Genomic DNA, 24,704 nt, shown 5'->3' on the forward strand with positions numbered 1-24,704 from the left:
TATCACGCCATGCCTAGCCGTGAATCTCCTATGACTCGGCCCAGCGCAGAGTCAGCACATTCGGCGGAGTTCCAGCACGCCAAGCGGCCCGCCGACTCGTCACGGAGCCGGGCTACGTGCGGGGATGCGGGGCGGATTGCGCGGCGGCGAGTTTCGCGGCGAGCCGCTGCTCGAGCATCCGCTTCACCTCGGGCCAGTCCGCGGCGGTGATCGCGTGCATCGCCGTGTCGCGCGGCAGGCCCTCCTCACCCTCCGCGGCGGAGGGCTGCCAGTTGCGCAGCACGCCCTCGAATCTCGCCCCGATGGCCTGGATCGCGGCGCGGGAACGGGCGTTGCGGGCATCCGTCTTCAGGTCGAGCCGGGCGACGCCCCAGGTCTCGAACGCGTGCGCCGCGAGCAGCAGCTTGGCCGCCGTGTTGAACGCGGTGCCCTGCACGCTCGGGGTGAGCCAGGTGTGGCCGATCTCGACGGCGAGCAGCCGACCGTCGGGGAACCAGCGCGGGGACAGGTACGAGGTGTGCCCGACGACCTCGCCGGTGGCGGCGTCGAGCTGCGCGAGCGACCAGCATTCGCCCGCGTCGGTGCGGGCGAGGCTCGCGCGCAGGTACTCCTCGGCCGTGGCCGGGGTGGGCACGGTGGTGAGGGCGAAGCTGTCGCGCGGCGCATCGGCCGCCCGTCTCAGTCCCTCGAGGTGGCGCGGGCTCAGCGGCTCGAGCCGGGCGACGGCGTTCTCGAGCACGGGCACGGTGAGACGAGAGGGCACGTGAAGACGCTAGTGGTGGCATCCTCTCGCTGTCCGGCGAATGCCCCGTTTGCGGGTACCGCCGGGCCGGAATAAAGCTCCCTGCTGCCAAGTTGAGCCGAGTAGACTCAAGTTTGAGATCGACGGATGCTCGCAGCATCCGTGCCCGTACTTCGATGCTCGTGCTTCGCAGAACACACAACGCGGCGCACGGGAATCGCAACTGAACAGCACGACCAGAAGGAAACACCGACATGGCCAACATGCAGGGAGTGCCGCCGACCACCGACGAGGGCAAGAGCGCCCTCGAGCAGTTCGGCATCAACCTGACCGAAGTGGCCCGACAGGGCAAGCTCGACCCGGTGATCGGCCGCGACGCCGAGATCCGCCGCGTCAGCCAGGTGCTGACCCGACGCACCAAGAACAACCCCGTGCTCATCGGCGAGCCCGGCGTCGGCAAGACCGCCGTCGTCGAGGGGCTCGCGCAGCGCATCGTCGCCGGCGACGTCGCCGACTCGCTGAAGGGCAAGGAGCTCGTCGCGCTCGACATCTCCGCGCTGGTCGCCGGCGCCATGTACCGCGGCCAGTTCGAGGAGCGGCTGAAGGCCGTGCTCAAGGAGATCAACGAGTCCGAGGGCAAGATCATCACCTTCATCGACGAGCTGCACACGCTGATGGGTGCCGGCGGCGGCGAAGGATCCGTTGCGGCCGCGAACATGCTGAAGCCCATGCTGGCCCGCGGCGAGCTGCGCCTGATCGGCGCGACCACGCTCAACGAGTACCGCGAGTACATCGAGAAGGACGCCGCTCTCGAGCGCCGCTTCCAGCAGGTGTACGTGGGCGAGCCCAGCGTCGAGGACACCATCGCGATCCTGCGCGGCCTGAAGGAGCGCTACGAGGCGCACCACAAGGTCACCATCGCCGACTCGGCGCTGGTCGCGGCCGCCGCGCTCTCGAACCGCTACATCACCAGCCGCCAGCTGCCCGACAAGGCCATCGACCTGATCGACGAGGCGGCGAGCCGGCTCAAGATGGAGATCGACTCGAGCCCGGTCGAGATCGACGAGCTCAAGCGTGCCGTCGACCGGCTCAAGATCGAGGAGCTCGCGCTGAAGAAGGAGAAGGACGACGCGAGCCGCGAGCGGCTGGCGAAGTTGCGCGAGGACATGGCGGCCAAGCAGGCCGAGCTCGACCAGCTCGAGGCGCGCTGGAACGCCGAGAAGGCGTCGCTGCACTCCGTCGGCGACCTGAAGACCCAGCTGAACGAGGCCCGCATCGAACTCGACCGCGCCATGCGCGAGGGCGACTACCAGAAGGCCGCGAAGCTGAACTACGAGACCATCCCCGGCATCGAGAAGGCGATCGGCGCCGCCGAGCAGGCCGAGACGAACGGGCCGCGCATGGTCAACGAGCAGGTCACCGACGAGGACATCGCGGCGGTCGTCGCCGCGTGGACCGGCATCCCGGTCGACCGGCTCAAGCAGGGCGAGACCGAGAAGCTGATCAACCTCGAGCACGAGCTGCACCGCCGGCTGATCGGCCAGGAGACCGCGATCACCGCCGTCGCCGACGCCGTGCGCCGCTCGCGCTCCGGCATCAGCGACCCGAACCGCCCCACCGGCTCGTTCCTCTTCCTCGGCCCCACCGGCGTCGGCAAGACCGAGCTGGCCAAGGCGCTCGCCGAGTTCCTCTTCGACGACGAGAAGGCGATGGTGCGCATCGACATGAGCGAGTACGGGGAGAAGTTCTCCGTCTCGCGGCTGGTCGGCGCCCCTCCCGGCTACGTCGGCTACGAGCAGGGCGGCCAGCTGACCGAGGCCGTGCGGCGGCGCCCGTACTCGGTGATCCTGCTCGACGAGGTCGAGAAGGCGCACCCCGAGGTGTTCGACGTGCTGCTGCAGGTGCTCGACGACGGCCGGCTGACCGACGGCCAGGGCCGCACGGTCGACTTCCGCAACACGATCCTGATCCTCACCTCGAACCTGGGTTCGCAGTTCTTGACGGATGCGTCGCTTCCGGCCTCCGAGAAGCGTGATGCCGTGCTCGCCATGGTGCGCCAGTCGTTCAAGCCCGAGTTCATCAACCGCCTCGACGACATCGTCATCTTCGATGCGCTGACGGCCGACGAGCTCGGCGAGATCGTCTCGCTCTACGTCGACCGGCTGCAGAAGCGCCTGCAGGAGCGCCGCCTCGAGCTCGGGGTGACGCCGGATGCGCGGGCCTGGCTCGCCGAGCGCGGCTACGACCCGGTGTACGGCGCCCGCCCGCTGCGCCGCCTGATGCAGCACGAGATCGACGACCGGCTGGCCACGGCCCTGCTGCGCGGGGAGATCAAGGACGGCGACTTCGTGCGCGTCGACGTCGCGCCCGACGGCGACTCGCTCATCGTCGAGCCGGGTGAGGCGCTGCCGCCGATCGACCTGGACGAGGAAGCCGAGGTGCTGTAGGCGGCGGCATCCGTCTGCGCCCGCGCCTATCGGTCGCGGCGCCGCTTCCGCCTACCGGTCGCGGCGCCGCTGCAGCGCGAAGTAGGCGGCGACGGCCGCACAGAGCAGGATCACGACTCCGTAGCCGATGATCCGGTTCCAGACCAGGTGCGCGGCCTCGGCGTCGCGATCGGCGACGGCCGACGCGTTCTCATCGGATGCAGGGTCGGTGCCGTTCCCGGACCCGGTGCCACCCGGCGTCGGCCGCGCCGACGACGTGCTCGTGGGAGTCGGGGTGGCGCTCGGCCGGGCCGAGGGAGTCGCCGTCGCTGGGGGCGCGGGCGTGGACGGCGCGGCCGGCTGCGTCGCGGCGGCCGTGCCGACCCACTGCTCGGTGCCCACGCAGGTCGTGCTCTGGCCGGCTCGCACGGTGACGGCGTCGTGCTCGACGGTCACCGGCCGCGACGTCGACTCGAGGTAGCAGTACCAGCCCGCGAACCGGTACTCGCCGTCGCGCGCGACGGTCGGCGCGATGTCGAGCGAATAGCGGCCCGCCGACACCTCGGCGCTCGCACCGGTGCGGCCGGTGACGACGCCGCCGTCGCCATCGGCCACGAGGCTCCAGTCCTGCGCCTCGGCCGGGCCCGTAGCCGAGCCGGTGTGATCGGCCGCGGGGGCCAGCTCGGCGCGCAGGGTCAGGAACGCGCGCGTCCAGCTCGCCGTCACCCGGCAGGCGACCACGTCGCCGCGCGACAGGGTGACCACGCCGTCGGCTGCTCCGCCGTGCGAGGCGCCGGTGCAGCTCCACGTGCCGAGCGCATACCCGGACAGCTCGCTGCCGGCCCCGATCGCCGCCGAGAGCCGGTACGCGCCCGAGTCGACCGCGGCGTCAGTGACGTCGGATGAGCCCGGGGCGCCGCTCGCGACGGCCGGGCCCGAGGCTGTGAGCGACCAGTCCGCGGCGGTGGTCGGGCCGCCGTCGACCGTGATGTTCAGGGTCAGCCGCGGGGCCGCGTAGGTGAGGGTCGCGGTGCAGGTGACGTCCTCCCCCGCGCCGACCGTGACCGTGCTGCTGGAGCCGTCGCTGCTCGCGCCGTCACCTTTCGCGGTGGCGCTGTTCGCGCTTGCGCTCGCCGCGGCTCCCGTGCACGACCACGCCGTCGTGTAGTCGCTCCACGGGGTTCCCGACGAATGGGGCGAGGCCGTGAGGGTGAATTCCCCCGGGGTCACCGGCACCTGCGTGACCGCCGCCGCGCCGGAATCGCCGGAGAGGGTCGTGCCGCTGCGTGCATCCGTCGCCGTCAGCGCCCAGCCGGAGGCCTGCGCCGGGCCGCCCGAGACGCGCGCGACGAGGGTCAGCCGCGCGGCCGACTGCGTGCTGGGCGCCGGAGAGGGCGTCGAGCTCTCGTCGGCGACCGCCGCGGAGGGGGCGCCGACCGCCGCAGCGGCGATCAGGGCGAGGCAGAGCAGCGCGACGGCGGCCGCCGTCCGCCGCATCCGTCTCGAAGCCATGCCTCCCCCTTTTGCCCCTGCCGTGCCGACGCGTTGCCCCGCACCCTAACCCGTCGACCTCAACGCCCCGAGGCGTAGCCCTGCATTCCGCGCGGGTTCGCAGCCGCCCAGAGGGTGCCGGTGAGCGGGTCGCGTCCGGCGCCGGAGAGGCGGCCGAGGCTCCAGTCGCCGGCGACGGTGACGCGGTGGCCGCGCGCTTCGAGCTCGGCGATGACGGATGCCCCGAGCCGGCCCTCCACGACGAGGCCGGCCGGCTCCCACACCCGGGGCCAGAAGCTGGAGAGGTGGCTCGTGGTGTGGAAGGTCGGCGCGTCGATCGCCTGCTGCGGCTCCCACCCGCCGACGAGGGCGCGCAGCAGGGCGGGCAGCTGCCACTGCTCCTGCTGGTCGCCGCCGGGGGTGCCGAAGCCGAACAGGGCGCGCCCGTCTGCGTCGGTCACGAGCGTCGCCGACAGCGTCGTACGCGGCCGTGCGCCCGGGGTGAGCGCGCTCGGCGCCTCGGAGTCGAGCCACGTCATCTGCAGCCGCGTGCCGAGGCAGAAGCCCAGCTCGGGGATCGTCGGCGACGACTGCAGCCAACCGCCCGAGGGCGTGACCGTGACGATGTTGCCGAAGCGGTCGACGACGTCGAGATGGCAGGTGTCGCCGCGCGTGGCTCCGTTGCGGTCGACCGTGGGCTCGCCGACGCCGGGTGCGGCGCCGGTGGCGGCTGGTTCACCGGCGGTGGCTGAGGTGCCCGCGAACAGTCGCGGCGTGCGCCCGTCCGGCGATCCGGGCCGCAGCTCGGCGCTCGCGGTCTCGCCGATCAGCGCGGCGCGCTCCGCCGCGTACTCGGGCGACAGCAGCGTCGCCAGCGGCACGTCGACGAAGCGCGGATCGCCGTACCAGGCGTCGCGGTCGGCGAGCGCCAGCTTCTCGGCCTCCGCGATCACGTGCACGCCGAACGCGGTCGACGGGTCGAGGTGCTCGTCGGTGAGGCCGTGCAGGCGGCCGTATGCCTCGAGGATCAGGAGGGTCTGCAGCAGCGCGGGCCCCTGGCCCCACGGCCCGGTCTTCGCGATCGTGTGACCGCGGAACTCGATCGTCACCGGCTCTTCATCGCCAGGCTCGAATGCGGCCAAGTCGGCTGCGGTGAGCACGCCGGCGTGGTCTCGGTCGTCGGAGTGCCGGTGCGGGATCTTCACGAACTCCTCGATCGCGCGGGCGACGAAGCCGGACTTCCACTCGGCGCGCGCGGCCGCGATGCGCTCCTCGCGGGTCGCGCCGTCGCCCGCGGCTGCCCCGGCGGCGACGAGGCGGCGCAGCACGGCGGCGTATTCGGGGTTCGTCACCACGTCACCGGGCCTGGGCGCGGCGCCGTCGGCGTCGAGCCAACGCGCGGCCGAGGTGGGCCAGTGGGCGAGGAAGTGCGGCCGGATCCGCTCGATCGCGGCCGCGACGGCCGGGGCGATCGGATGCCCCTGCTCGGCGTACCCGATGGCGAAGTCGAGCACGTCCCCGAGCTCCCAGCTGCCGTGCTCGGCCAGCAGCCAGAGCCAGGCGTCGACCGAGCCCGGAACGGCGGCGGCGAGGGCGCCGGCGCCGGGGACCTCGGCGAGCCCCTCGGCGTCGCGGTAGTGCTCGATGGTGGCGCCGGCGGGGGCGGGACCCTGACCCATGAAGACGCGAGCTGAAGCATGGTTGCTGAGCCCCGTCGAAGCATCCGTCGCCTGGAAAAGCCCCGTCAGATCGCCGCCCGGCCCGTTCAGGTGCGGCTCGACCACGTGCAGCACGAAGCCCGCCGCCACGGCGGCGTCGAACGCGTTGCCGCCCCGCTCGAGCACGGCCTGCGCTGCGGCCGTGGCGAGCCAGTGGGTCGAGGCCGCCATGCCGAAGGTGCCGCGCAGGGTGGGGCGGGTGGTGAAGGTGTCGGGGCTCGTGTAGGTCACAGGCCCAACGCTATCGGCGAGCAGTCCCAGTCGAGCGCTTCGACGGCCACGCGCTAACGTCGGGGGCATGCGCTCCCGGCACGGTCTGACGCAGAACCTGACGCAGAAACAGCTCGCCGAACACGAGGACGAGCTGGGGTTCACCCCGCAACGGGCGGTGCGCTGGCTGTCGCCCACGCAGCTGATCAACTCGGGCGTGCAGGTCGCGATCGCCCAGCAGTTCGCCGACTTCGCCGACCGGCGCGACGTGCAGGTCGCCTACCCGCAGGGCGCGATCTGCGTCGACGGGGCCGACACCGATGAGGAGCTGTGGCTCGACTTCGTCGCCGACCTCGGCGACGGGTTCGACGCCACCTACACGATCGCCGCGCTGCTGGCCGCGCCGCAGCACGAGGTGCGCGACTCTGCCGGGGAGGGCCACCGGCTGCCGCGCGGCTCGGTGCTCATGATGGGCGGGGACGAGGTGTACCCGACCGGCTCGACGGATGCGTACCACGACCGCACGCTCGGACCGTATGCCGCGGCATCCGCCGACCTGCCGCGACGCAGCGGCACGCTGCTCGCCCTGCCCGGCAACCACGACTGGTACGACGGGCTCGCCTCGTTCCTCCGGCTGTTCGCCCGCGGGTCGGACGTGGGCGCATGGCGCACCGTGCAGCGGCGCAGCTACTTCGCCGTGCGGCTGCGGCCGGGCTGGTGGCTCGTCGCCGTCGACGCGCAGCTCGGCACGACGCTGGATGAGCCGCAGCTCGACTACTTCCGCGACACGCTCTGGCCTGAGCTGAAGCAGGGCGACGCGATCATCCTGTGCACGGCCTCGCCGTACTGGGAGACGACCCCGTACGACGCCGACGCGTTCGACACGACGGCGTGGTTCGAGAAGAACATCCTGCGCAACAAGCGCACCGACCGGCACGACCCGAACAGCCCGATGGAGCCGACCGGGGCGAAGGTGCGGCTGTGGCTGTCGGGCGATCACCACCACTACGACCGGTACGAGCAGCGCCGGCCGGAGGACCCGCCGGGGCCGCTCGCGCCCGACTCTCGGCGCACGCAGCTGATCACCTGCGGGCTCGGCGGCGCATACACGATGGGGGTCGACCGGCTGGCGCCCAGGCTCAAGCTGCCCGACCCCAACTCGCGCCCGCGGCCGGCGCCCGAGGAGGTCGTCGACTTCGACGCGGGGCCCGAGCGCTTCCCGGGACCGCGGCTGGCGAAGCGGATGAACGGGCTGCTGGCTGCGCCGCTCACCAAGCACTGGCTGCCGCGGCGCAATCCGCTGTTCGCCACCAGCATGGGCCTCGCGGTGCTGGCGCTCGTGGGAGGGCTGTGGCTCGCCGACTTCGTCGTGCGCTCGTTCCACGTGCACTGGGCGGGCGGGGCGGCGGCCACCCGGCTCGGCGACGCGCTGCTCGCGGTCGGCGTCGTGCTGGTCGCCGGGCCGCTCACCTTCTTCTTCGCCGGCGAGTACAGCCGGATGCGCCGGGGCCGGCGCTCGCGGCGGCTGCGCGGCGAGCGGGTGAAGCGCGAGCGGGGCATCGGCCTGCTCAGCCTGCTCGTCGGCTACCTGTCGACGCTCGTCATCGTGGGCGGGCTCTTCCTGCTCACCGCCGTCGACGCCTGGGGCCTGTGGGGCGTCGCCTGGATCGCCATCGTCGCCGTGGTCGGGGGCGTGCTCGGCAGCCAGGCGTTCGCGCTCGTGGTGCTGTTCGCGCCGCCGTCGGCCATGGGCGACTTCAAGGCGACGGGCCTCGCCTACGAGGACGGCAAGGGATTCCTGCGCCTGCACCTCGACCCGAAGAACGATCGGCTGACCGTGTACCCGCTCGTCGTCGACGAGACGGTGCACCGCTGGTCGATGCATCCGTTGCCCGGGTCGAAGGTCGTGCCCGCGCCCGCGTCGGGGGCGTGGCCCGAGCCGCGGCTCATCGAAGACCCGATCGTGCTCTCGCGGGAAGGGTTCGGCGGGCCGGGATTGGCGTGAACCGGCGCGCGCCTCGCAGGGCCGGCGCCTCATAGGTCGCGCCTCATAAGCCCCGCGCCTCATAAGCTCGAGGCATGCGTGCAACGGTGATCCACGGTGAGAGAGATGTCCGCCTCGAAGAGGTTCCCGACCCGGCACTGAGCGGCACGGGCACGGATGCGATCGTGCGCGTGGTCGCCGCCTGCGTCTGCGGCTCGGACCTGTGGCGCTACCGCGGTGTCAACCCGGTGCGCGAGCCGGCGCGCATCGGCCACGAGTTCGTCGGAGTGGTCGAGCAGATCGGCGACCGGGTCGAGAAGATCAGAGTCGGCGACTTCGTCATCGCGCCGTTCTACGACTGCGACATGACCTGCGCCAACTGCCGCAACGGCTTCTCGCCGTCCTGCCTCGAGCACGGCGCGTGGGGAGGCCGCGACCACTGGGGCAACCCGGTCGACGGCGCGCAGGGCGAGTACGTGCGCGTGCCGCACGCGGATGGCTCGCTCGTCGCGACCCCCGAGCAACCCGCCGACGAGCTGGTGCCCCACCTGCTCACCCTCGCCGACGTGTTCGGCACGGGCCATCACGCCGCCGTGGCGGCGGGTGTCGGCCCCGGCCGCACGGTCGTCGTGCTCGGGGACGGCGCCGTCGGCCTGTCCGGCGTGCTCGCCTCCCGGCGGCTCGGTGCCGAGCGCATCGTGCTGATGTCGCGGCACGCACCCCGGCAAGCGCTCGGCCGCGAGTTCGGCGCGACCGACGTGATCGAGGCGCGCGGAGACGAAGGCGTCGCGGCCGTGAAGGAGCTCTTCGACGGCATCGGAGCCGACTGCGTGCTCGAGTGCGTGGGCACCGGCGCGGCGATGGAGCAGGCCATCGCCTCGGCGCGGCCCGGCGGCCAGGTCGGATTCGTCGGCGTCCCCGCCGAGGGCAACGCGGTGCCCGTGCGGCGGCTGTTCAACACGAACGTCGGCCTGCGGGGCGGCGTGGCCCCGGTGCGCAACTACCTCGACGAGCTGCTGCCCGAGGTGTGGCGCGGCGAGCTGCAGCCGGGCCGGGTGTTCGACCTGACCCTGCCGCTGGCCGAGGTCGGCGAGGCGTACGCCGCCATGGACGAGCGCCGCGCGATCAAGGTGCTGCTGCAGCCCTGAGCTGCGGTGCTACTCGTTGACGAGCAGCAGCTCGGGCAGCGGCTTGCGGGTGCGCGGCTGGCGCTCGCGCTCGGCCAGCACCTCGTCGAGGTCGTCGGGGGTGCCGACCGTGCCGATGGCCGACACGCTGAAGGGCATGAGGTTCTCGGGCAGGTCGAACGCGGCGGCGAGCCGGTCGCGCTCGAAGCCGGTCATCTGGTGCACGTGCAGCCCGTCGTGGTGGGCCTGCACCGAGAGGTGCGCCATGGACTGACCGAGGTCGTACAGCGCGGTCGGCAGCGGCTTGCCCTCGCCGTCCGCAACCTGGGCGACGGCGACGAGAAGAACGGATGCCTTGGGCGCCCACGCCTTGTTGAAGCCCATGAGCGTCGCCGCGATCTTCTCGAAGGCCTCGGATCCGCGGCGGGCGACGATGAAGCGCCACGGCTGCGAGTTGCCGGCCGAGGGGCTCCAGCGGGCCGCTTCGAGGGCGGCGGCGAGCTTGCCCTCGTCGATCGGGTCGTTGGTGAAGGAGCGGGGGCTCCACCGCCCGGCGAGCACCTCCAGGATCGGCGCATCCGTCTGCGCGGTCTTGAGATCGTTGATCAGCGTCATGGCGCCGGCTCTCCCGTTCTATCGTCGTGTGGATCGGCGCCATTGCCGATGGTTCCTACAACTGCATGCGAACGCATGCGAGAGAGAGCTTATTCCGCGGCCCGGCGGCTCGCCCGCGCCCGCTGCACGAAGTGCGCGACGAAGAGGTATCCGGCGTAGAGCAGCAGTGCCCCGGCGGCGAGCGGGATCACCCAGCTGTGCTCGCTGCTGCCGACGGCGGAGTTGACCCACCCGAGCCAGGGCACGGCGTACCAGAGCACCGCCTGGATCTGCTTCGCCTGCACGGGGGCATCCGCCTCGGCGTTGTTGTCGCCCTTGACCGTGAAGATCTTCGTGCCGTCCGACTCGGCGGTGATCGCAATCACGCGGTGCGAGATGACGGTCGGGTCATTCGGGTTCGGCTCGTAGGTGACCACGTCGCCGATGCGGATGTCGTCGATCGGCACCTTGTGCACCACCAGCAGGGTCCCCGGGGGGAAGTGCGGCTCCATCGACTGCGTCAGCACAGTCAGGGGCACCGCGCCCGTCGCCCGCGGAATGATGATGACGAGCACCGCGATGCCCACGACGATCGCGAGGATGCCGGCGCTCAAGCCCAGGCCGAGCGCGTGCAGGATTTCGCGAGGGCGCGAGTCGCGACGGGGCCGACGCGACTCGCGACGCGGCCGACGCAAGTCTTGGTGCGGTTCGGTCGCCGTGCGGGCGTCGGTTTGTTCGTCGCGGTGCCTGTCGATCACGGACATGCGAACGTCCTTCCTCCGCCATTGCTGACGATCACGGAGGCGGTGAGCACGGTTGTGCCGGTTGATGTATTCCTCAACTCGAGGGTCTGTGTGCCGGTCAACGATTGCGGATAGTTGGCCTTGCCAAGCGTTTGGTTGCTGATGCTGACGTTCCCGCTGTACGACGTGGCCTGGATTTCGAGATCCCAGCCTCCGAGGAACACTTCCCAGGGCCCATCGCCGAACTGGGCGAACATGGCGTTGCCGTTCCAGGTGACAGCGATGTTGCTCGCCGAGTAGAACACGCAGGTTCCCTGCTGCGGCGTCGGGGCGGAGGCGACCTGCTGCGTGAAGGCGCTTCCCGTGCCAGTGGCGGTCCACGCGCCGTTCGCGGCGGTGACGCTCGGGGTCACGGTGACGCTCGTGCCGGCCGTGCCGCTCGGGGCGGTCGCGGGGAACGTGGTCTTGATGCAGTACGTCAGCTGACTGCCGCTCGCGAGGTCGCTGAGCTGCAGGGTGGGCGGCGCCGCGAGCGTCGATGTCGACGTCGGTGCGGTGCCGCAGCTTCCGTCGGACTGGGCTGCCCAAGTGACGACCGAGATGGCCTGTTCGGTTGCAGCCGTACCGGTGACGGCGAACGTGATCGAGGCGGTCTTGATCGCGACGGTGCCGGTGTTCTTGACGGTGAACGTGGATTGCGAGCTCTGCGTGCTCGTCGCGCTGAGCGCGTAGGTCGGGCTCAGGCTCGCCGGGCCGGTCACGGTGACGCCGATCGAACCGGCCGTGGCGGAAGCCGCGGCGGTCGCGCTCGACGACCACAGCGCCTGCGCCGCCGTGCCGCCCGCGAAGGTGAGGGCGGTGATGAGGGCGGCCGCGACGGCGATGTTGCGGCGCTTCATCAGGACGTCTGCTTTCCGGTGATGGTGTACGTCACGCTGGTGGTCTTGCTCTGTGCCGAGGCGGGCGCCTGGCTCGAGAGCGTGAATTCGACGCACGCGGGCACGGATGCTCCGGGCTGGAGCGTGTACCCGAAGGAGGCGACCGCGTATCCGGTCACGGGGCTGGTCGCCGCGCCGATCGCGGTGGTCGTGCACGTGGAGGTGTTCACGGTCACCTTGGTGAGGAGGCTCGCGGCGAGCCCGGTGTCCGCCGTCACGGTGGTCGCGTCGAGCGAGAGCGCGAGCGGGACGGTGCCCGTGTTCTTCAGCGTCACCTGCTGCAGCACCGAGTCGCCGGGGCCGAGCGCAGTGGTGCCCAACGAGCTCAGCGTCGCCGATGACGTGCCCTGAATCGTGAGCCCGGTCGTGCCGGAGGTGATCGTCGCGTTCGTGATCGGCGTCGACGTGTTCCAGAGGGCGTAAGTGCCGCCGGTCGCGAACAGGGCCGCGACGACGGCTCCGGCCACTACGGCCACCATGGCGAGCACGCGCACGCCGAAGTGGCGCGGACCGTCGGCCCGCGCCATCTCGGCTGCGTGTGCTGTCATCGAAGCTCAGGAAGTCTGCGTGAGAGTGAGCTTGAGGGCGTTGAGGTTGACCGTCTCGCCCTGACCATCCTGGCCGTGGTAGCTGCCGTCGGTGCCGGCATTTCCGACTTCGCTGGGCAGCGCGATGTCCACGGTGACTGTTACGGACTGGGTGCCGTCAAGGTTGTTGCTGACCTGGTACACATTGGTCGACTTCTTTGTAACGCCCGTGCCAGACGCGGACAGAGAATACTGGAGCGCGCTCTTCAGGAAGGTGCTGCCAGTTACGTCGCTGGAGTTGATCGAAAGCTCGGCGGAAAGGTTCTTGCCGAGCGCGGTGATCGGGACCGCAGCCACGTACTCGAGAGTGTCACCGGGAACGATGAGAGTACTCGCCAAATCGCTCGACGCGATGGTGGTGGTTTCGCTGGAGCCCGCGTGCTTGAGCGTCCAGGTAGGACTGCCGGTACCGTCCGGGCCCGTGGGCGTACCCAACTTGAGGGAGCCGGAATTGATCGTGCTTCCGCTGCCAATGGCAGCCGAGTCGTTCCACAGCGCGAAGGTGCCTGCGCCGCCGAGGAGCAGCGCGATGCCTGCGGCGCCTGCGACGGCGCCCTTGATGAGCTTGTTCATGGGTGTGTCTTGCTTCCTGGGTCGGGCAGGCAGGCATGACAAGACGGCACCCCGGCCGGGGGCGATAGGGACGCCGGCCGACCGGGGAACCGTCTGAGCAGACTGCTCTGCATCGGGGGGACTGGCAGGCCGATTCGGGTGTGCTGCAGGAAGATCGGGTTTCCCGCGGCATCGGCCTCGGCTAGACATTACGACCGCATCCGGCCCCGATGTACAGGGGTCTGTCTACCCCGTCCGGGGGGACCTAGGGGTTTCCCCCTAGCGCGGTTCGAACATGCAAATGCATGGATTCGAACACCCGCGTGAACCTCGCGCGAGCACTGCGCAAACCTTGAGGTTGCGCCTCTTCAGGGCGTTTCTTGAGGCTGCCGCTCACCCCTCGTCGAGCGCGTCGAGGATCGCATCCGCGAACGCCTCGACGTCCTCCTCGGTCGTGTCCCACGCGGTCATCCAGCGCACCTCGGTCGTCGTCTCGCCGTGCCGCGGGTTCCAGTCGTAGAAGTGGAACTGCTCCCGCACACGGTCGGCCGCCGCCCTGGGAAGCGCCGCGAACACGGCATTGGACTGAGTGGCCTGCGTGAAGGTGAGGCCGACCGCCGAACCATCCGTCACCGCTTCTTCGAGCCGCTCGCGCAGCAGCGCGGCCATCTCGTTCGCGTGCTGGGCGGCGCGCAGCCACAGGCCGTCCTCGAGCAGGGCGACCAGCTGGGCCGAGATGAAGCGCTGCTTCGAGGCGACCTGCATGTCGGCCTTGCGCAGGTACTCGATGCCGAGCGTCACCTCCGGGTCGACGATCACGACGGCCTCGCCGAACGCCATGCCGTTCTTCGACCCGCCGAAGCTGATGATGTCGACGCCGACGTCGGTCGTGAACTCGCCCAGATCGAGGTCGAGCGCGGCGGCGGCGTTGGCGATGCGAGCCCCGTCGAGGTGCACGGTCATGCCGCGGCGGTGCGCGTGGTCGCAGATGTCGGCGATCTCGTCGGCGGTGTACACGGTGCCGAACTCGGTGGCCTGGGTGATGCTCACCACGCTCGGCTGCGCCCGGTGCTGATCGCCCCAGCCCCACGCCTGCCGGTCGATGAGATCGGGCGTCAGCTTGCCGTCGGGCGTCTCGACCGGCAGCAGCTTCAGCCCGCCGACGCGCTCGGGTGCGCCGTTCTCGTCGGTGTTGATATGAGCGGATGCTGCGCACACGACGCCGCTCCAGCGCTCGGTGACGCTCTGCAGGGCGAGCACGTTGGCCCCCGTGCCGTTGAGCACCACGTGGGCCTCGGCGGCGTCGCCGAAGTGCTCCTTCACCAGCTCCTGCAGCCGGGCCGTGTAGGCGTCGGCGCCGTAGCTCGACTGGTGCCCGCCGTTGGCGACCGCGATCGCCTCGAGCACCTCGGGGATCACGCCCGCGTAGTTGTCGCTCGCGAAGGTGATGACGGACGGATCGTGCAGGCGCTCGATGGGCATGCGTCTATCTTGTCGTGCACGGGCCGACTCAGTGCGTGGCGGTCACGATCTCGGCGATGCGGGTGGGCGCCGTCTCATCCTGCAGGCTGGTCGCGTCGCCGAGCGGGCGACCGTCGACGATGTCGACGAGAAGCCGACGCATGATCTTGCCCGAGCGGGTCTTCGGCAGCTCGGGCACGAGGAAGACGTGCTTGGGCTTGGCGATCGGGCCGATCGCGTCGGCCACGTGCGCGCGCAGGCTGTGCGCCGCGGCATCCGCTGCCCGCGCCCACGCGGTCGCCCACCCGCGCCCCGCCGACGAGTCGTTCGCGCCCGGTCGCGACGACGGGATCACGAACGCCGCCACCGCCTGGCCCGTGACCGCATCGGAGACGCCGACGACCGCGGCTTCGCCGACCGAGGGATGCGCGACGAGCGCGCTCTCGATCTCGATCGTCGACAGCCGGTGGCCGGAGACGTTGATCACGTCGTCGACCCGCCCGAGCACCCAGACGTCGCCGTCGGCGTCGTACTTGCCGCCGTCGCCGGAGAAGAACCAGCCGCGTTCGGAGAACTTCGCCCAGTACGAGTCGTAGAAGCGCTGCGGGTCGCCCCACACGGTGCGAGCCATGCCCGGCCAGGTGCCGGCCACCACGAGGTATCCGCCCGAGCCGTTCGGCACGCGCTCGCCCGCCTCGTCGACGACGAGCGCGGTCAGCCCGGGCACCGCCCGCAGCGCGGATCCCGGTTTCAGCTCGTCCACGCCGGGAAGCGGGCACATCACGGCCGCGCCCGTCTCGGACTGCCACCAGGTGTCGACGATCGGCGCGGTGCCCCGGCCGTGGTGCGTGCGGAACCACACCCACGCCTCGGGGTTGATCGCCTCGCCGACCGTGCCGAGCAGGCGCAGGCTCGAGACGTCGTGCCCTGCCGGCAGGCCGTCGGGCCACCAGGTCATGAAGGTGCGCACGAGGGTCGGCGCCGTGTAGTAGATGGTGACGCCGTAGCGCTCGATGATCTCCAGGTGCCGCGTGCGGCTCGGGGTCTCAGGCGTGCCCTCGTAGATCACCGAGGTCGCGCCGTTGGAGAGCGGGCCGTAGATGGCGTACGAGTGCGCCGTCACCCAGGCGAGATCGGCGGTGCACCAGTAGACGTCGTCGTCCTTGAGGTCGAACAACGCCCAATGGGTCCAACTCGCGTGGGTGAGGTAGCCGCCGCTCGTGTGCACGAGCCCCTTGGGGCGGCCCGTAGTGCCGCTGGTGTAGATGATGAAGAGCGGGGTCTCGGCGTCGAAGAACTCGGGTTCGTGGCGATCGGATGCCGCGGCCAGGGCCTCGTGCCACCACACGTCGCGCCCCTCGGTCCAGGGCACGTCGTCGCCGGTGCGCCGCACGACGAGCACGTGCTCGACCGAGCCGATGCCGGTGGCGGCCGCGTCGGCGGCGTGCTTGACGGGCACGGCGGCGCCTCGGCGGAACTGCCCGTCGCTCGTCACGAGCAGCTTGGCCCCGGTGTCTTGCAGGCGGAACCGCACGGCTTCGGCGCTGAACCCGCCGAACACCAGTGAGTGGATCGCGCCGATGCGGGCGATCGCGAGGGTGACGATCACCGTCTCGGGGATCACCGGTAGGTAGACCACCACACGGTCGCCCTTGCCGATGCCGAGCGCGGTCAGCGCGTTGGCGGCCCGGGCCACGTCTCGCTGCAGCTGCGCGTACGTGATGGTGCGGCGGTCGCCAGGCTCGCCCTCGAAGTGCAGGGCGACCTTGTCGCCGCGGCCCGCAGCCACGTGCCGGTCGACGCAGTTCACGGCCACGTTGAGCGCGCCGCCCTCGAACCAGCGCGCCTCGGGAGGCGTGCCGCCGGGCAGGCCGTGGCCACGGGGCCCCGGCTGCGGCGGCCGCCAGGTGTGCGCTGTGCGCCACGGCGTGTGCCAATCCAGCCGGCGGGCCTTGTCCTCCCAGAAGCCGACGGGGTCGGCATCCGCTGCCTCGCGCAACGCCCGAGCGGCGTCGGCGTCGATGTTCGCCTGGGCGGCGAACGCGTCGGCCACCGGGTAGCGGCGCGTCTCGGTGAGCAAGTTGGAGAGCACGGCTGCGGGTACGGTCGCTGCGGGCGTGTGGGAGGCAGATGAGTGAGAGGGCATATCAACTCCAGCGTCGGGTCGCGACCCGGCTGACGAGGCCGACCACGAGGTCGGAGACGCTGCCGAGGATCGCCAGCAGGAAGATGGCCAGGAAGGTCTGGTCGGTGCGTCCCACCTGCTGCGACTGGGTGAGCAGATAGCCGAGGCCCATGGAGGCGCCGAGCAGCTCGGCGGCCACGAGGAAGAGCCAGGCCTGGGCGAGGGCGAGCCGCAGTCCCGAGACCACCGACGGCAGAACAGCGGGCAGCTGCACGGCGCCAAACAGGCGCGCCCCGGAGTAGCCGTAGGCGCGGCCGGCCTCGATCAGATGCGGGTCGACATGCCGCAGTGACCCGGCGACGGTGGTGTAGACGGGGAAGAAGGCGCCGATGGCGACCAGGATCACCTTCTCGGCCTCGCCGATGTGGAACCAGATGATCAGCAGCGGCACCCAGGCCAGCGAGGGGACGGCGCGGATCGACGCGAGGGTGAACGAGAAGAACGCGGCCCAGAACCGGGACAGGCCGACGAACGCGCCCAGCACGATTCCGAGTGCCGCCCCTGCCGCGAATCCGATCAGCACCCGCTGCGTCGAGATCGCGACGTACTGCCCCAGCAGGCCGCGCCGGCCCAGGTCCAGCGCCGCCTGCCACACCAGCTCGGGCGACGGCAGCTGGGTGATCGTGAAGAGACCGCTCGTCGACAGCAGCTGCCATGCGACGAGCACCGCGACCGGCAGCACTGCGGCGACGGCCGCCCGCCCCCAGCGGCGCGACAGGGGCCGGGTGAGGTCAGTCGCCACCGATGGCCTCCGGGTCGGCCTTCTTCGCGAAGGAGTCGTCGATGATGGAGTCGAGAGCCGTGTCGACGGCGTCCTGGCTGGGCACGTCGCCGTTCTTCACGAAGGTGGGGCCGATGGTCTTCCACACCTTCAGCTGCGCCTCGCCCGGCACGCCGGAGACCTCGAGGTTGGTGCGGTCCGTGATCACGGTCTTCGCGACGGCGGGATCGATCTGGGCGACGTCGGCGAGGATCTTCACCGTGTCGTCGGGGTGCTGCTCGGCCCAGCGGCGTGCGTGCTCATATGCGTCGACCACGGTCTGCGCGACGTCGGGTTCGTCCTTCAGGAACGACTCGGTGGCGATCAACGCGCCGTAGCTGTTGAAGCCGGGGTGGTCGTAGATGATCTTGGCGCCGGCGGTGACCTGCGCGTTGGCCATGATCGGGTCGAGGCCGCTCCAGGCGTCCACCGAGCCGTTCTGCAGCGCCGACCAGCCGTCGGCGTGGGCCAGGTTGACGATGGTGACGTCGTCGGCGCTGAGCCCATTCGCCTGCAGCGCCTGCAGCAGGAAGAAGTACGGGTCGGTGCCGAGCTGGGCTGCGATCTTCTTCCCCTTCAGCTGCGCGACGCTGGTGATGTTCGAGTTCTTGCCGACCACGATCGCGGACCAGTCCGGCTGCGAGTAGACGTCGACGACCTTGATCGGGGAGCCGTTGGCGCGGTTCAGCACCGCCGCGCTTCCGGCGCTCGAGGCCACGTCGCCCGACCCGGATCGCAACAGCTGGTTCGCCTGGCTGGATCCGGTGGACTGCACCCACTTCACCGTGATGTCCTGCTTCTTCAGGGCGTCCTCGAGCCAGCCTTCCTGCTTGATGACGAGGCTGAGTGGGTTGTAGGTCGCGTAGTCGATGGTGAGGGTGCCGCCGTGCGTGCTGCCCGCCGCGCCCGACGGATCGGATGCGCTCGAAGCGGCGTCCTCTCCCGCGACGCAGCCGGTGAGCAGCAGTGCGGTTGCGGCGGCCGCGGCGAGGGTGCCGAGCAGGGTGCGGGTGCGGGTCATGGCGGTTCCTTGCTGCTTGGTTGGGGCGGTTGAGTTGGGGCGGGTTGCGTTGGGGACGGGTTGCGGTGAGGCGGGTTTCATTGCGGCGCGCTTCACTGGGGTGGGTTGCGTTGGGGCGGGTTCCGGTGCGTGTCGATGCCGAGGCCTGCGAGCAATTCGGCGCGCAAGTGCGCCAGGCGGGCATCACCGCGGTCGCGCGGGCGCTCGCCGGGGACGGCGACGACGCGCGCCACGACCGTGCCGTCCTGGCCTTCATCCGACTCGTCGCGGGAACCCTCTCGGGAATCGCTTCGGGAATCGCCTCGCGAACCGAGCAGTACGACCCGGTCGCCCAGTTGCAACGCCTCGTCGACGTCGTGCGTGACGAGCAGCACGGTGGTGGGAGCGTTGGCGTGCACGTCGAGCAGGAGGTCTTGCATCTTGAGGCGCGTGAGCGCGTCGAGCGCGCCGAACGGCTCGTCGAGCAAGAGCACGCCCGGGTTGCGGGCGAGAGCACGGGCCAGGCTGGCGCGCTGGGCCATGCCGCCGCTCACCTCGCGGGGGCGCTGCTCAGCCGCGTGGGTGAGGCCGACGAGCTCCAGCAGATGGGAGACGCGCTGCGCAGCATCCGTCTTGGCGAGTCCGCGCGGCAGACCCAAGGCGACGTTCTGGGCCAGCGTGCGCCACGGCAGCAGGCGCGGCTCTTGGAAGCCGATGGCGCACCGCGGGTCGTAGGGGGCGACCGGCGACCCGGCGATCGACACGCGGCCGCCGCTGGGCCTGTCGAGTCCGCCGAGGATGCGCAGCAGGGTCGACTTGCCTCCCCCGGAGGGGCCGAGGATCGTGACGATCTCGCCGGCGGCGACCTCGAGGTCGATGCCGCCGAGCACAGTGCGCCCGCCGTAGGACCGGGTCACCTGTTCGAACGCGAGCGGCAGGGCGGTGGCGACCGCGGGTGAGGGCGCGGCCCTGCCGGAGGTGAGCGGCGTCAGGCGGGTGGTCGGGGTGGTCGGGACGGTCGGGGGCATGGTGGCACCACGGTACGGGCGCACCGGGTGGCGGTTCCAAGGGCGCCGTTGTACGGCGTAACAAATAGCCTGAAGAGATGGCCGGCGTGTTCGAGGGGTTCGCGATCATCGCGTTCGTCATCGCCGTCGGCTACGTCGTCGGCCGCGCCGGGGTCGGCGGTCCGCACACCGGCTACGTGCTCAATCGCATCGCCTTCTTCGTCACGAACCCCGCGCTGCTGTTCACGGTGCTCGCGAAGGAGGACATCTCGGTCGTCTTCTCCGGCGCCGGGCTCGCGACGAACCTCGCGGCGGTCGGCGCCGCCGCCGTGTTCCTGATCGCGAGCCGCGTGTTCTTCCCGCGGCCGGCGGCCCGCACGACGATCGGGGTGCTCGCCTCGAGCTACTCGAACTTCAACAACATCGGTATTCCGGTTGCGGCATACGTGCTCGGAAGCGCGTCGTACGTGGCACCGGCGCTGCTCGTGCAGCTCATCGTGTTCGCGCCGATCGCGCTCACCACCCTCGACGTGACCAGCCGCGGCCGGGTCAGCGTGCGCGACATCCTGCTCAACCCGGTGCGCAACCCGATGATCATCGCGTCGGTGGCGGGCGTCGTCATCGCGGCGATCGGATGGCAGCTGCCGAAGCCCGTCGACAGCGCATTCACCCTGCTCGGCGGCGCGGCCGTGCCCCTCGTGCTGATGGCCTTCGGAATGTCGCTGCACGGCGCGGCGCCGCTGCGCGAGACGGATGCGCGGGCCGAGGTGCTGCTCGCGGCCGGATTGAAGAACGTTCTCATGCCGCTGCTGGCATATCTCATCGCGCGCTTCGGCCTTGGCATCGGCGGGCATGAGCTCTTCGTGACGGTGGTGCTCGCGGCGCTTCCGGCGGCGCAGAACGTGTACAACTTCGCCGCCCGCTACGAGCGGGGCGAGATCGTCGCCCGGGATGCGGTGCTGCTGACCACGGTGCTCTCCGTTCCGGCGATCGTGGTGATCGCGCTGCTGCTGGCCTGAGCCCCGTCGCACGTGCGCTACTCGGATCCGCGCTGCGCCGCTCGGGACCGAGGCGCGGAGCGCGGATCCGAGTAGCGCAACGCGGTGCGCGGCGGCACCGGTCCCCGGCAGGATGGGGGGATGGGGATCACGGTGCGGCGCACGACCGAGGACGACTGGGTGCGGATGCGCGCCCTCCGGTTGCAGGCGCTGCAGGACACCCCGATGGCATACCTGCAGACGTACGAGCGCGCGCTCGAGCTCGGCGAGGACGACTGGCGCGAGTACGCCGCGCGCGGCCAGGAATCCGGGCGGACCTTCGTGGTCGCCGTCGACGACGAGAGCGGCGAGTTCGTCGGCATGATGGGCGGTGCCACGGACCGCGACGGCGGCGCGCCGTACCTCGTCGCCGTGTTCGTCGCGCCGGAGTGGCGCGGCGCGCGGCACGGGGTCACCGACCTGCTGCTGGAGGCGATCGAGGACTGGGCGCGCGAGCGCGGCGGAGCCTTGCAGCTCGACGTGCACGAGGACAACCTGCGCGCCAAGCGCTACTACGAGAACCACGGCTTCGTGCCCACCGGCAAGTGGATGCCGTACCCCCTCGACCGCAGCAAGCGCGAACTGAACATGATCAAGCGGCTCTGACGGCGCGCGGCAAGCGCGGCTCGCCCCCGGCGCCGCTCACGTCTTGCGCCGCTCAGATCTTGCGCCGCTCACGTCCCGGGCCGCTCAGATCGTGCGCCGCTCAGATCTTGGGCCGCTCACGTCCTGAGCCGCACCGCCCTCGCGGGATTGACCGGCGTCCAGTCCGAGGCGTGCCGGCCGAGGACCCACCGCACCCAGGCGGTGCCGTCGCGGATGCGGAAGCGCCAGGGCCCGGTGTCGATGGTGTGGTGGTGGTACCAGCACAAGAGGATGCCGTTGTCGACGTCGGTCGGGCCGCCGTCGCGGTATCCGATGACGTGGTGGGTCTCGCACCAGGCGGCCGGCGTGGTGCAGCCGGGGATGGCGCAGCTGGGGCCGTCGCGCAGGGCGATTGCGCGGCGCTGGGCATAGGAGAACCCGCGCCTCGTGCGGCCCAGGCGGAGCACGTCGCCATCCGGCCCGAAGACGACCTCCTGCAGTCCGCCCGCGCAGGACGCCTGCTCTGCGGCGGCGATCGGAACCGGAGTGGTGCGGAAGAAGGCCGTGCCGCGGCCGTCCTCGAGTTCGGGCGTGGTCGTCGCGATCCACACGGTGGGGTGGTCGCCGCCCATCGTCGGCACATCGGCCGAGCGGGCGGCCAGCGCGAACACGTCGCGCAGGGTGTCGGCCCGCTTCTGGCCGGGCGTGCGGGTGTCCGCAGGCGCATCCAGCACGTCAGCGTCGGGAGCGAGCTCGCCCGGAGCGACACCGTCGGGAGCAGCAGTGCCGGGAGCAGCACAGCCGGGAGCGAACGCGACCTTCGCCCGCGGTTTGGCGTATGCCTCAAACACCGAGCGGATGACTGTGGCGTGCTCTGCGGGCAGCAGCCCGGCGACCTTCGCCACGCCGTCGCGGACGGGAGAGATGGTGAAGAAGCGGCGGGTCATGGGCTCCTCGTCGGGCGGCGGCCCGTCGGGGTCGAGCGCGGCCGCCCAGAGCCGTGCCTGCTCGTCCACGAGCTCCACCTGAAGGGTGCGGCAGGAGGCGACCAGCGCCTCCTCGGCGGCGCACAGGTCCGCCGGATCGGCATTGCGCAAGGCCGGCCGCAGCCGGTCGATCACCGCCTGCGCGTGCTCCCGGCCGACCCGGCCGGCGTAGACGGCCTGCCCGAGGATCGGCAGCCGGGCGAGGTGCCGGACGTCTTTGATCCGGCGCCGCGCCTCCACCTCGGAGACGCGGGTGACCATCGCCAGGGCCTGCACGGGCGAGCGGTGCCCGAGCGTGTGTGCGAGTGACGGCACGCCGTCGGAGTCGGGATGCGAGCGGGCATCCAGCTCCCGCGCGCCGGCGAGCTGGAGCGCACTCAGATGCGCCTGCGCCGTCTCGACATCGTGGAGGAAGTCGACCAGTTGCTGATCCGACAACGACGACGGATCGAGCCGCGACAATTCGGCCGCACGCCGGAAGGCGGCACCCGCGGCATCCCCCGCGGGTACGTCGATCGGCTCGGCCAGGCTCATGCCGTCAAAGTACGAGGAACCACTGACATTGGCGGGCCGAAAAGCGCCTCTGACCGGGACCTGTGTGAAACTCGCGGGCGGGCCGGCCTGTGCGGGGAGAGTCGGGCGAGGGGCTTCGAGACGCGCTGCGCGCTCCTCAGCGGGCGGGCGCGGCGCGACGGGAAGCTCAGAACACCATCGGGCGGTCGTACTCGTCGTCGCCGAGATCGATGTCGAGGTCGACCAGCACCGGCACATGATCGGATGGGGCATCGCCCTTGCGTTCGTCGCGATGGATCGAGGCATCCGTCACCAGGTCGGCGAATGCGCGCGAGCCCAGGATGAAGTCGATGCGCAGCCCCTCGTTGCGCGGGAAACGCAGCTGCTTGTAGTCCCAGAACGTGAATCCGGAGGGCACGTGCGGCCGCACCACGTCGCGCAGGCCGACCGTCTCGAAGGCGGTGAACGCCGAGCGCTCCGGGGGCGAGATGTGCGTCGAGACGCCCGGCACGAACGACGGGTCGCCGACGTCGGAGTCGAGGGGCGCGATGTTCCAGTCGCCCATCAGCGCGAGCGGCAGCTCGGGTTCGGCCGCGAGCCACTGCTGCGTGTCGTGGGCGAGCGCCGCCAGCCAGTCGAGCTTGTAGTCGTAGTGCGGGTCGCCGAGCGCGCGCCCGTTGGGCACGTACAGCGACCACAGCCGCAGCCCTTCGACCGTCACGCCGAGCGCACGCGCCTCGAGCGGCAGATCGGGCCCCTCTGCGCCCTTGAGGAAGCCCGGCTGGCCGGGGAACGAGGTCGCCACCTCCTCCATCGGGAAGCGGGAGGCGAAGGCCACGCCGTTCCACTGGTTGAGCCCGTGGATCTCGAGCTCATAACCCGCCTCGGCGAACGCCTCCACCGGGAACTGCTCGGGTCGGCACTTGATCTCCTGCATCGCGAGCACGTCGACGTCCTCGCGCAGCATCCAGTCGATCACCCGGGCGTACCGGGTGCGGATCGAGTTGACGTTCCAGGTGGCCACGCGCATGTGATGAAGCCTATTTGGCATCATGGGGCGGGTGTCCGGGGGACGAGGACGTCGAGCGCACGGCGCCGCCTACTGGGTGGCGCTGGTGATCGGATGCGTCGCCGTGCTCGTCGCCGGCTACGTGATCTACCTCGCCCAGGTGCCCGAGGCGTCGCCCTTCGTGCCGCAGCCCACCTTCTCGCAAGGCCCCGGCGGGCTGTACGACCCCGGCACCACCGTGGTGCCGATGCCGCCGGCGAGCGGGCAGCCCACGCCGTGAGCTGGTCTCCATTCAGCGCTGCGCGCTGAGTCGACCAGCAGAGCGCGCTGCGCGCTGAGTCGACCAGCAGAGCGCGCTGCGCGCTGAGTCGACCATCAGGTCAGAATGGAGCCATGCCCTCGCTGCTCGCCCTCTGCCGCGTCGACAAGCTGCTGCCCGACCCCGGCTCGGTGGGCGTGACGGCGATCGACAAGCGCCCGGTGCTCGAGCCGCTGCCCGTGAAGCCGTACGGCGTGTACGGCGACGTGCAGGCGGACCGCAAAAACCACGGCGGGCTGTTCCAGGCGGTCTACGCCTACGCGCAGGAGGACGCCGACTGGTGGGCGGCCGAGCTGGGTCGCGAGATCCCCCCGGGGCTGTTCGGCGAGAACCTGCGCACCGAAGGCCTCGAGGTGAGTTCCGCCGAGATCGGCGAACGCTGGCGCATCGGAGCCGACCTCGTGCTCGAGGTCACCTCGCCGCGCACCCCGTGCGCGACGTTCCAGCGCCGCATGGGCGAGCCGCAGTGGGTCAAGCGCTTCGCGCAGGCAGGCCGGGTGGGCGCCTACCTGCGCGTGGTGCAGAAGGGGGCGATCGCGGCGGGGGATCAGATCGAGGTGGTGCACCGGCCCGGGCACGGGGTCACGGTGAGCGGATTCTTCGCGGCGGAGGGACGCGGCGAGGCATCCGATCTCGCGCGCGTGCTCGCCGCGCACCTCGACGCGCTGCACCCCGACATCGCCGAGCTCGCCGACCTCGCCGCCCGATGAGCGGACCGATGAGTGGCCCG

The 24,704-nt window shown here is 71.2% G+C and carries 22 protein-coding genes; 7 read left to right on the forward strand and 15 right to left on the reverse strand.

Annotated elements, in window-relative coordinates; translation table 11 throughout:
* Positions 1 to 112: 112 nt before the first annotated feature.
* Positions 113 to 763, reverse strand: a complete 651-nt coding sequence (locus H563_RS0107750; protein WP_022882034.1) for a GNAT family N-acetyltransferase — start codon at positions 761 to 763, stop codon at positions 113 to 115.
* Between the two features lie 233 nt (positions 764 to 996).
* Here H563_RS0107750 and H563_RS15625 point away from each other — a divergent pair, with 233 nt between their 5' ends.
* Positions 997 to 3,189 carry an ATP-dependent Clp protease ATP-binding subunit gene (locus tag H563_RS15625; protein WP_022882035.1) on the forward strand — a complete coding sequence of 731 codons (2,193 nt, stop codon included), beginning with the start codon at positions 997 to 999 and terminating at the stop codon, positions 3,187 to 3,189.
* Between the two features lie 51 nt (positions 3,190 to 3,240).
* Here H563_RS15625 and H563_RS0107760 read toward each other — a convergent pair whose 3' ends face one another.
* Together H563_RS0107760 and H563_RS0107765 are read right to left on the reverse strand one after the other, a co-directional pair.
* On the reverse strand, positions 3,241 to 4,680 hold the full coding sequence (locus H563_RS0107760; RefSeq protein ID WP_155865082.1) for a hypothetical protein: 1,440 nt from the start codon (positions 4,678 to 4,680) through the stop codon (positions 3,241 to 3,243).
* A 59-nt stretch (positions 4,681 to 4,739) separates the two neighbouring features.
* The gene (locus H563_RS0107765; protein WP_022882037.1) at positions 4,740 to 6,608 is read right to left on the reverse strand and encodes a gamma-glutamyltransferase family protein; all 1,869 of its coding nucleotides are present in this window, start codon (positions 6,606 to 6,608) and stop codon (positions 4,740 to 4,742) included.
* Positions 6,609 to 6,675: 67 nt separating this feature from the next.
* On the opposite strand from H563_RS0107765, the gene H563_RS0107770 reads away from it, so the two are divergent.
* Complete coding sequence (locus H563_RS0107770; RefSeq protein ID WP_022882038.1) at positions 6,676 to 8,592, forward strand: metallophosphoesterase; 1,917 nt, start codon at positions 6,676 to 6,678, stop codon at positions 8,590 to 8,592.
* 74 nt (positions 8,593 to 8,666) lie between these two features.
* Positions 8,667 to 9,719 carry a zinc-dependent alcohol dehydrogenase family protein gene (locus H563_RS0107775; protein WP_022882039.1) on the forward strand — a complete coding sequence of 351 codons (1,053 nt, stop codon included), beginning with the start codon at positions 8,667 to 8,669 and terminating at the stop codon, positions 9,717 to 9,719.
* A 9-nt stretch (positions 9,720 to 9,728) separates the two neighbouring features.
* On the opposite strand, the gene H563_RS0107780 is transcribed toward H563_RS0107775, so the two are convergent.
* The 10 genes from H563_RS0107780 to H563_RS0107830 form a co-directional block, all read right to left on the reverse strand.
* Positions 9,729 to 10,313: a nitroreductase family protein gene (locus H563_RS0107780; protein WP_022882040.1), complete on the reverse strand. Its 585-nt coding sequence runs from the start codon at positions 10,311 to 10,313 to the stop codon at positions 9,729 to 9,731.
* Between the two features lie 89 nt (positions 10,314 to 10,402).
* Entirely contained in the window at positions 10,403 to 10,906 is a 504-nt protein-coding gene (locus tag H563_RS15630; RefSeq protein ID WP_162138932.1) for a signal peptidase I, read from the reverse strand.
* A gap of 140 nt (positions 10,907 to 11,046) precedes the next feature.
* The gene (locus H563_RS17345; RefSeq protein WP_022882042.1) at positions 11,047 to 11,934 is read right to left on the reverse strand and encodes a hypothetical protein; all 888 of its coding nucleotides are present in this window, start codon (positions 11,932 to 11,934) and stop codon (positions 11,047 to 11,049) included.
* Positions 11,934 to 12,521 (reverse strand): TasA family protein, encoded by a 588-nt coding sequence (locus H563_RS0107795; RefSeq protein ID WP_081416196.1) that lies wholly within the window; start codon positions 12,519 to 12,521, stop codon positions 11,934 to 11,936. The genes H563_RS17345 and H563_RS0107795 overlap by 1 nt, the downstream gene beginning before the upstream one ends.
* 6 nt (positions 12,522 to 12,527) lie before the next feature.
* Positions 12,528 to 13,133: an alternate-type signal peptide domain-containing protein gene (locus H563_RS17350; RefSeq protein ID WP_022882044.1), complete on the reverse strand. Its 606-nt coding sequence runs from the start codon at positions 13,131 to 13,133 to the stop codon at positions 12,528 to 12,530.
* Positions 13,134 to 13,505: 372 nt separating this feature from the next.
* Positions 13,506 to 14,594: a threonine aldolase family protein gene (locus H563_RS0107810; RefSeq protein ID WP_022882045.1), complete on the reverse strand. Its 1,089-nt coding sequence runs from the start codon at positions 14,592 to 14,594 to the stop codon at positions 13,506 to 13,508.
* Between the two features lie 28 nt (positions 14,595 to 14,622).
* Positions 14,623 to 16,719 carry an acetate--CoA ligase gene (gene acs / locus H563_RS0107815; RefSeq protein WP_022882046.1) on the reverse strand — a complete coding sequence of 699 codons (2,097 nt, stop codon included), beginning with the start codon at positions 16,717 to 16,719 and terminating at the stop codon, positions 14,623 to 14,625.
* Between the two features lies 1 nt (position 16,720).
* Entirely contained in the window at positions 16,721 to 17,500 is a 780-nt protein-coding gene (locus H563_RS0107820) for an ABC transporter permease (RefSeq protein ID WP_022882047.1), read from the reverse strand.
* On the reverse strand, positions 17,490 to 18,539 hold the full coding sequence (locus H563_RS0107825; protein WP_022882048.1) for an aliphatic sulfonate ABC transporter substrate-binding protein: 1,050 nt from the start codon (positions 18,537 to 18,539) through the stop codon (positions 17,490 to 17,492). The genes H563_RS0107820 and H563_RS0107825 overlap by 11 nt, the downstream gene beginning before the upstream one ends.
* 92 nt (positions 18,540 to 18,631) lie before the next feature.
* A complete protein-coding gene (locus H563_RS0107830) occupies positions 18,632 to 19,546 on the reverse strand; it encodes an ABC transporter ATP-binding protein (protein ID WP_022882049.1) in 915 nt (304 codons plus the stop codon).
* A gap of 77 nt (positions 19,547 to 19,623) precedes the next feature.
* On the opposite strand from H563_RS0107830, the gene H563_RS0107835 reads away from it, so the two are divergent.
* Both H563_RS0107835 and H563_RS0107840 read left to right on the forward strand, forming a co-directional pair.
* Positions 19,624 to 20,544 carry an AEC family transporter gene (locus H563_RS0107835; RefSeq protein WP_022882050.1) on the forward strand — a complete coding sequence of 307 codons (921 nt, stop codon included), beginning with the start codon at positions 19,624 to 19,626 and terminating at the stop codon, positions 20,542 to 20,544.
* A 120-nt stretch (positions 20,545 to 20,664) separates the two neighbouring features.
* The gene (locus tag H563_RS0107840) at positions 20,665 to 21,168 is read left to right on the forward strand and encodes a GNAT family N-acetyltransferase (protein WP_022882051.1); all 504 of its coding nucleotides are present in this window, start codon (positions 20,665 to 20,667) and stop codon (positions 21,166 to 21,168) included.
* A gap of 116 nt (positions 21,169 to 21,284) precedes the next feature.
* Here the strand turns inward: H563_RS0107840 and H563_RS0107845 are convergent, their stop codons facing one another.
* Together H563_RS0107845 and H563_RS0107850 are read right to left on the reverse strand one after the other, a co-directional pair.
* Positions 21,285 to 22,667: an HNH endonuclease signature motif containing protein gene (locus H563_RS0107845; protein ID WP_022882052.1), complete on the reverse strand. Its 1,383-nt coding sequence runs from the start codon at positions 22,665 to 22,667 to the stop codon at positions 21,285 to 21,287.
* Between the two features lie 166 nt (positions 22,668 to 22,833).
* Positions 22,834 to 23,676: an exodeoxyribonuclease III gene (locus tag H563_RS0107850; protein WP_022882053.1), complete on the reverse strand. Its 843-nt coding sequence runs from the start codon at positions 23,674 to 23,676 to the stop codon at positions 22,834 to 22,836.
* Between the two features lie 22 nt (positions 23,677 to 23,698).
* Between H563_RS0107850 and H563_RS0107855 the strand changes: the two genes are divergently transcribed.
* Both H563_RS0107855 and H563_RS0107860 read left to right on the forward strand, forming a co-directional pair.
* A complete protein-coding gene (locus H563_RS0107855; RefSeq protein WP_162138933.1) occupies positions 23,699 to 23,935 on the forward strand; it encodes a hypothetical protein in 237 nt (78 codons plus the stop codon).
* Between the two features lie 113 nt (positions 23,936 to 24,048).
* Entirely contained in the window at positions 24,049 to 24,684 is a 636-nt protein-coding gene (locus H563_RS0107860; protein WP_022882055.1) for an MOSC domain-containing protein, read from the forward strand.
* Positions 24,685 to 24,704 lie beyond the last annotated feature (20 nt).

This window comes from Gryllotalpicola ginsengisoli DSM 22003, from assembly GCF_000419445.1.
Taxonomy (GTDB): Bacteria; Actinomycetota; Actinomycetes; order Actinomycetales; family Microbacteriaceae; genus Gryllotalpicola; species Gryllotalpicola ginsengisoli.

Coding starts and splice junctions, on each gene's coding strand:
- H563_RS17345 (WP_022882042.1), bottom strand. CDS start 11,934: ATGAAGCGCCGCAACATCGCCGTCGCGGCCGCCCTCATCACCGCCCTC.
- H563_RS0107835 (WP_022882050.1), top strand. CDS start 19,624: ATGGCCGGCGTGTTCGAGGGGTTCGCGATCATCGCGTTCGTCATCGCC.
- H563_RS0107860 (WP_022882055.1), top strand. CDS start 24,049: ATGCCCTCGCTGCTCGCCCTCTGCCGCGTCGACAAGCTGCTGCCCGAC.
- H563_RS17350 (WP_022882044.1), bottom strand. CDS start 13,133: ATGAACAAGCTCATCAAGGGCGCCGTCGCAGGCGCCGCAGGCATCGCG.
- H563_RS0107850 (WP_022882053.1), bottom strand. CDS start 23,676: ATGCGCGTGGCCACCTGGAACGTCAACTCGATCCGCACCCGGTACGCC.
- H563_RS0107810 (WP_022882045.1), bottom strand. CDS start 14,594: ATGCCCATCGAGCGCCTGCACGATCCGTCCGTCATCACCTTCGCGAGC.
- H563_RS0107775 (WP_022882039.1), top strand. CDS start 8,667: ATGCGTGCAACGGTGATCCACGGTGAGAGAGATGTCCGCCTCGAAGAG.
- H563_RS0107780 (WP_022882040.1), bottom strand. CDS start 10,313: ATGACGCTGATCAACGATCTCAAGACCGCGCAGACGGATGCGCCGATC.
- H563_RS0107855 (WP_162138933.1), top strand. CDS start 23,699: ATGGGGCGGGTGTCCGGGGGACGAGGACGTCGAGCGCACGGCGCCGCC.
- H563_RS15625 (WP_022882035.1), top strand. CDS start 997: ATGGCCAACATGCAGGGAGTGCCGCCGACCACCGACGAGGGCAAGAGC.
- H563_RS0107830 (WP_022882049.1), bottom strand. CDS start 19,546: ATGCCCCCGACCGTCCCGACCACCCCGACCACCCGCCTGACGCCGCTC.
- H563_RS0107840 (WP_022882051.1), top strand. CDS start 20,665: ATGGGGATCACGGTGCGGCGCACGACCGAGGACGACTGGGTGCGGATG.
- H563_RS0107795 (WP_081416196.1), bottom strand. CDS start 12,521: ATGACAGCACACGCAGCCGAGATGGCGCGGGCCGACGGTCCGCGCCAC.
- H563_RS0107845 (WP_022882052.1), bottom strand. CDS start 22,667: ATGAGCCTGGCCGAGCCGATCGACGTACCCGCGGGGGATGCCGCGGGT.
- H563_RS0107770 (WP_022882038.1), top strand. CDS start 6,676: ATGCGCTCCCGGCACGGTCTGACGCAGAACCTGACGCAGAAACAGCTC.
- H563_RS0107760 (WP_155865082.1), bottom strand. CDS start 4,680: ATGGCTTCGAGACGGATGCGGCGGACGGCGGCCGCCGTCGCGCTGCTC.
- H563_RS0107825 (WP_022882048.1), bottom strand. CDS start 18,539: ATGACCCGCACCCGCACCCTGCTCGGCACCCTCGCCGCGGCCGCCGCA.
- acs (WP_022882046.1), bottom strand. CDS start 16,719: ATGCCCTCTCACTCATCTGCCTCCCACACGCCCGCAGCGACCGTACCC.